We start from the raw sequence: 5557 nt of genomic DNA, 5'->3' as shown, positions 1-5557 counted from the left end.
CTGGGCAGAAATCAGAGTTTCCTGCCCAGTCGCTTCTCCACTTGCTTGCGTTCCCAGTCCGCGCCGAACAGATTGATCACCTCAAAGACACTCAATCCGTGTGAAATGACACCGATCCCCCAGCCCATCAGTGGCCATTTCGCCCAGAAATAGTCGGGGGAGGTGAAGAGGTTGATCACAATCAAGCCGATCATCACCACCACATAACTGGTCAGATGTGCGTAAAACCCTTTGAGGTCACGCACGTATTCCATCGCTTGCTGCTCTTTATCCTGCTCTTCGCTGGGGTGGCTTCCCATTACCTGTTCTTCAGTCACAATCTTGTCCTCCTGTTTAAGATCAGAAACCTGAACTTCAAAAACAGCCGCTAAGGATTTCAGGGACTCCAGTCCTGCTTTTTGGCCCCGCTCGATACGCTGAATAGTGCGGGTACTCAAACCGCTCATCTGTGCGAGTTGTTCCTGTGACCAGCCGCGCTGAAGGCGAAGTTTCCTGACAATCATGGTGCGTCCTTATCTCTGTTTCTGGTGACTGAATGTAGATGAAAACCGTACCTATCGAACACGACAGACACCTGACAGATGGGTGACAGGCCCCATTTTATCAGGGGTACGGCTAAACCAACTCGGTCTGAATATCGATCTCGCCTTCCAGTGTTCGATGTACCGGACAGCGGTCTGCGATCTCCAATAGGCGTTGACGCTGGGCGTCCGTTAGATCACCCGACAAGTTGATGCGGCGTTCAAAGCGATCGATCTTGCCGCCATTTTGCCCGCAGCTTTCACAATCCTGAGCATGGACTTTGGCATGGCTGACATCTACCTGAACATGCTCCAACGGGATCTTTTTCTGACGGGCATACATGCGGATGGTCATCGATGTACAGGCACCCAAACCGGCGGCAACCAGTTGATAGGGCGTGGGGCCTAAATAGTTACCGCCGTAGTTCGCCGGTTCATCAGCAATCAGGTGATGACCGTCAGCACTGATATCCTGAGTGAAACTGTTCGCATCCGCCTCACTCACTCGTGTGATACCTTCAGGTGCATTCATCAACTTGGGCAACAGACCCACATCGATATAGCTTTGTACCCAGGCGGAGATCATCTCAGCGGCGTACTCGGCATCTTCAATCCGGCTGAGCAGATGATCGGCCGAATCCAAGGTCACAAAGCTCTTGGGATGTTTTGCCATCTGGAACAGCTTGGCGGCATTATCCAGCGAGACGGTTTCATCCAGCGGTGCGTGCATCACCAACAGTGCTTTCTTCAGCTGGTTGACGGACTGCTCCAATGAGGTGGCAGAGATATCATCGATAAACTGCTTCTTAATCGTGAACGGCCGACCCGCCAGTAACACCTCAGCCTCACCTTCCGCGCAGATCTCACTGATATGTTCCGACAGGTTATGCAGTACATGTTCAGGCTCTGCCGGTGAACCGATTGTTACCACCGCTTTCGCCTCTGGCACCCGACCTGCAGCAGACAATATGGCCGCGCCGCCCAACGAGTGGCCGATCAACAGTTGCGGGGCCGCGTACTGATCTCGCAGAAAATCCACTGCCAGCAACAGGTCATTTACGTTAGAGCTGAAGCCGGTATTGGCAAACTCACCCTCCGAGTGCCCCAGCCCCGTGAAATCAAAGCGCAGCACCGCAATCCCCAGCGAAGCCAAACGCTGCGCAATACGCCGTGCAGCAGGAATATCTTTCGAGCAGGTAAAGCAATGGGCAAACAGCGCGTAAGCCGCGGGCTTTCCAACCGGCAGATCAAGACGTGCGGCCAGTGTTGAACCATCATGGCCGGTGAATTCGAGGCGTTCGGTTTTCATAGCAATTCCTTCTAAGGCTAAGCCTCTGTTATGCGCCATACGGAGGGCAATATCAAGCGCTGCACCCGCGTTCCAATATGCACGGGATTGGCCCATACAATGGAGAATATCTGACCGACTCTTATCGGCCATCTCTCAATACGGAAAGGGTGGTGCTTGATATAGCCTTCTCAAGCCGGTTAATCTGTATCCAGCAGACAACTGAAACGATTGGGTGTGGATATGGAATGCTGGCAGGGAAGTGAATCAGGGCGTGTGTCTAAGCGTACCCAACGGAAAGCTGCGGGATCCCCCAAAGCCTGTCTGGCCCTATTGGCGTGCCTTTTCTTTATCAATCCTGCACTCGCAGAGAGCTGGGCGCACGGCGGAGCGAGCGGAAAGGCGATGGTATGCAAACCCGATATCGCACCTCCTTATCCCGCGGTTGTTTATAATCACGGACACCTTATCGATTCTGCCGGTCTTGAAGGTGCTGCACGCAAGGGCTACGACCTGCGTGAACTCTGTGATGCGCTAGCCCAAGAGGGCTATCTGGCGTTTATCCTGCTTCGCCAGCACGGCGACGGCAAAGGCAAAAAATACATTCGCAAGATCATCCAAGAAGCCCGTCAGGGTTTAGCCGCCGTAAAGGTAAGGCCGGACGTCGATCCTGAACGTATCGCCCTAGGCGGTTTTTCGCGGGGCGGCTTTTTAACCTTAACAACGGCCACTCAAGGCGTTGATGTTGCCGCTGCTTTTATGCTCGCACCGGGCATGACAAAACCTTTCCATAAAGCCTTATCCCGCATCGATGGGATCAAAGCACCCATGCTTGCGATGATCGCCAAAGACGATGAATCGGACTTTCTAAAAAACGTATCCTCACTCGAAGGCGCAGCTAACAATTCAGGTAAAGAACTCAAAGTTCATTACTATCCGAGTGGCGGTCATGACCTGTTTTATGACCACACAAAGTACTGGCCTGAACTAATTGGCTTTCTGAACTTACATCTCGATAAGTAATATCGCTGCTGTCTGATCAGAAATAATGGAGCAACCATTCTGTTTCTGTATGTATCAACAGTGAATTTGATACCACACCAAAAAAGCGCGTGTTTTTCATCACATACCCGCGCGTTTATGTCTGGAAATTTAGATCAAATTACTTCAATATCAGTTGCTTAGCGATAATGGATAGCAGGGATACACGCTATCAAAGCCAGCAAAACGCGCATGCTCGTTTTCATCGGAAGAGAAGAAGCATACGATCCTCAAAGTTCTTTCTCTTCAAATAGATACGATTGTTCCTCTGTATGCAGTGAGGGACAAAAACGCGTCGGCGCAGAATTAAAATGTGGCTCTGACGCCTGACTAGAGATACTTATGATTTCTTTAGATTGGTGGGAAAAAAGACTACTTCAGTAACTGAATGTCTCAATCGAGCGAAATTCAGAAAATGTCCTATATCTGTGATTCTGCATATAAGGTATCGTGAACCGCAGGAAGCGAGTTTGAACACGTTCAAGCGACGCAGCCAGACGAGTTCACGGTAGAGAAGAACCAAGATATGGGCTTAGTTTTTCTGCGTTTTTTATGGGTTTAGAGAAAACGCGCTCTGTAAGTAGGCCTAGTGGAACCACCTTTAAATATATTGGTTTCGGATAGAGTTTCACGGCGGCGCAGAGCAACAAGGCACAGCACGAGATCCCTCTGCCGTTGGCGCACCAGACTGACTCGCGTGTTAATCGTTATATTCTTAGGAGAATTAATTGAAATTTAGCGAAACCCTAAAAGATCTTATTAACCCGGCGGACATTTACATTTACTAAGCGGCATATTTTATATGCCTTGCTTTAAAATAACTTCTCACCCGCTCAGGCCGACGCTGCAGCCTTCGCATACAAGACCGGGTTTTCTGTTTCAGATCACCCACCGAACGGATAGCTTCTCCGCTATGGAGCATCCCTTTTAGGTCACAATTCAGGTACTCATCAGGGTTCAGTTCGGGTGAGTAAGCGGGTAGAAAAAAGACTTCCAAGTAGCGCTTTACCGTCCGGTTAGACAACCAGCGTTTCACTTTTTTGGCGTGGTGTACGCGCAAATTATCCAGTATCAGAAAGACCTTACCCGGCGTTGACTCAATCAGCGCTCTCAGGAACTTTATCAGTGTTTTCGCATTCATTGATGACTCATACAGCATAAAACGCACTTCACCCTGATTCGTAATCGCTGAAATCATATTCAGTGATACGCGCTTAGCGGGAAGCTCTTGTACCGGCGTTTTTCCTTTGGGGGCGTAGCAACGACCATGCTGGGTCGTGTTTTTGATACCCGTTTCATCACCCCAGAATATTGTGGCCTTCTCCTTTTTCGCACGCGCCTTGATTCGCGGGTATTCCTCTTGCAGCCAAGCATCTACTTTGGCCGGGTTTTTCTCCCAAGCTTTCTTTACAGGCTTCTGAGGTGTGAAGCCCCAGCGTTTCAGATAATCGCCCATGGTTCGGACAGGAATACTAATCCCCCAGAATTGCTTAATCAGCTGGGCTATAGAGCGACGCGTCCAAAGGGCAAATCCCAGCTTGTACTGGCCGGGCATTTCACCAGTAATAGCCTCAATAACACGTTGTTCCTGAGCCTCGGACAGACGGCGCGGGGGCTTTTTAGGGCCTCGCTTTTCGACGAGGAGAGCGTCCTTCCCACCGTCACGATAACGCTTATACCACTGTCCTACGGTGTTTGGATGAACATTGAGCAAAGCGCCGATTGATTTAAAGCTTTTCCCTTGCAGGCGAAGCTGAACGGCTTGCTGTCGTAGAAGTTCCTGTTGCTCTGTGCTGAGCTTGCGTGCGTCAGTTTTCATCCAAGCATTATATCAAATGTAAATTACCACCGGGTTAATATATCAATATCTGAAGACCTTAAGGAACAAGGAATAACGGTCGAGAAACTTGATGAAGCTATTTTAGAGCTTACAATGCATCACGATAACATTGGAAAAATCGAAAACAACATCGATGCAATCAAAGGTGAAGTGATTGCTCCAATTAAGGAAGAGCTTATTCAGAACAAGACCGCCGGAAGGTTTTCTGTATTTGGATTTTGGGTTGGAGCTATTGGTCTGATTGTCTCGATTGGAACGTTATTATTTCAGCAGAAAAGCACAGACATTTCCTTTGTTTCCCCAGTTACAAACGGTTACGAAATATCTGAACGCCTTCGTCAGATAGAAACTCAGCTGTTGTTTCCAAGAGGGCTATCAATAGCCTCAGGGGAAATTCTAATTAAAAGATCTCAGCGTATAGAAATAGCCTCTCTAAATGATGATAAGTTCTACTTAGAAGTCCACTCGACCAATGACTGGCCAAAGGGTGAGGGTATTAAGGGTGGTATAAATATATATAAAAATAGTCTTCTGGTAGGAAAGGTTTCGCTAAAAAACATTGTTACGCGAAGTGATGGAGGCTCTGAGCTTAGGGATTGGTTTGATGATGCAGTGTTAGCTGTAGATGTTGGAGACAAAATAAAAATTGGGAATATTGAAATTGAAGTAAGAAGAATAATGAATAAAGAACCAAAAGACCGGCTCTTAGGCGATGCTTATGACGGTATAGTTTTTCATCTGACTGAAATTCAGAATATAGCAAGTCAAAGCACACGGACGCAGTGATATGCGCCGGTGTTTGAAGCGCAATATCTGAGGTATGAGCGTGATTGAAGAAATAAAGCGGGTATTAGAGTCGTGTGGAGG

General features: G+C 48.5%; 5 protein-coding genes. 2 read left to right on the top strand and 3 right to left on the bottom strand.

The window, feature by feature from the left end:
* Positions 1 to 11: 11 nt before the first annotated feature.
* On the bottom strand, positions 12 to 503 hold the full coding sequence (locus ABYW01_RS12715) for a 2TM domain-containing protein (protein ID WP_372833233.1): 492 nt from the start codon (positions 501 to 503) through the stop codon (positions 12 to 14).
* A 112-nt stretch (positions 504 to 615) separates the two neighbouring features.
* Positions 616 to 1830: an alpha/beta fold hydrolase gene (locus tag ABYW01_RS12710; protein WP_372833231.1), complete on the bottom strand. Its 1215-nt coding sequence runs from the start codon at positions 1828 to 1830 to the stop codon at positions 616 to 618.
* Between the two features lie 384 nt (positions 1831 to 2214).
* Between ABYW01_RS12710 and ABYW01_RS12705 the strand changes: the two genes are divergently transcribed.
* Positions 2215 to 2832, top strand: coding sequence for a dienelactone hydrolase family protein (locus tag ABYW01_RS12705; RefSeq protein WP_372833228.1), 618 nt, complete (start codon positions 2215 to 2217; stop codon positions 2830 to 2832).
* A gap of 802 nt (positions 2833 to 3634) precedes the next feature.
* Here ABYW01_RS12705 and ABYW01_RS12700 read toward each other — a convergent pair.
* A complete protein-coding gene (locus tag ABYW01_RS12700; RefSeq protein WP_372833226.1) occupies positions 3635 to 4669 on the bottom strand; it encodes an IS630 family transposase in 1035 nt (344 codons plus the stop codon).
* A gap of 114 nt (positions 4670 to 4783) precedes the next feature.
* On the opposite strand from ABYW01_RS12700, the gene ABYW01_RS12695 reads away from it, so the two are divergent.
* The gene (locus ABYW01_RS12695; protein WP_372833224.1) at positions 4784 to 5476 is read left to right on the top strand and encodes a hypothetical protein; all 693 of its coding nucleotides are present in this window, start codon (positions 4784 to 4786) and stop codon (positions 5474 to 5476) included.
* Positions 5477 to 5557: the final 81 nt, after the last annotated feature.

It is taken from the genome of Pontibacterium sp. (genome assembly GCF_041587635.1).
GTDB lineage: Bacteria > Pseudomonadota > Gammaproteobacteria > Pseudomonadales > Balneatricaceae > Pontibacterium.
This window is presented reverse-complemented; position numbering and strand designations above follow the sequence as displayed.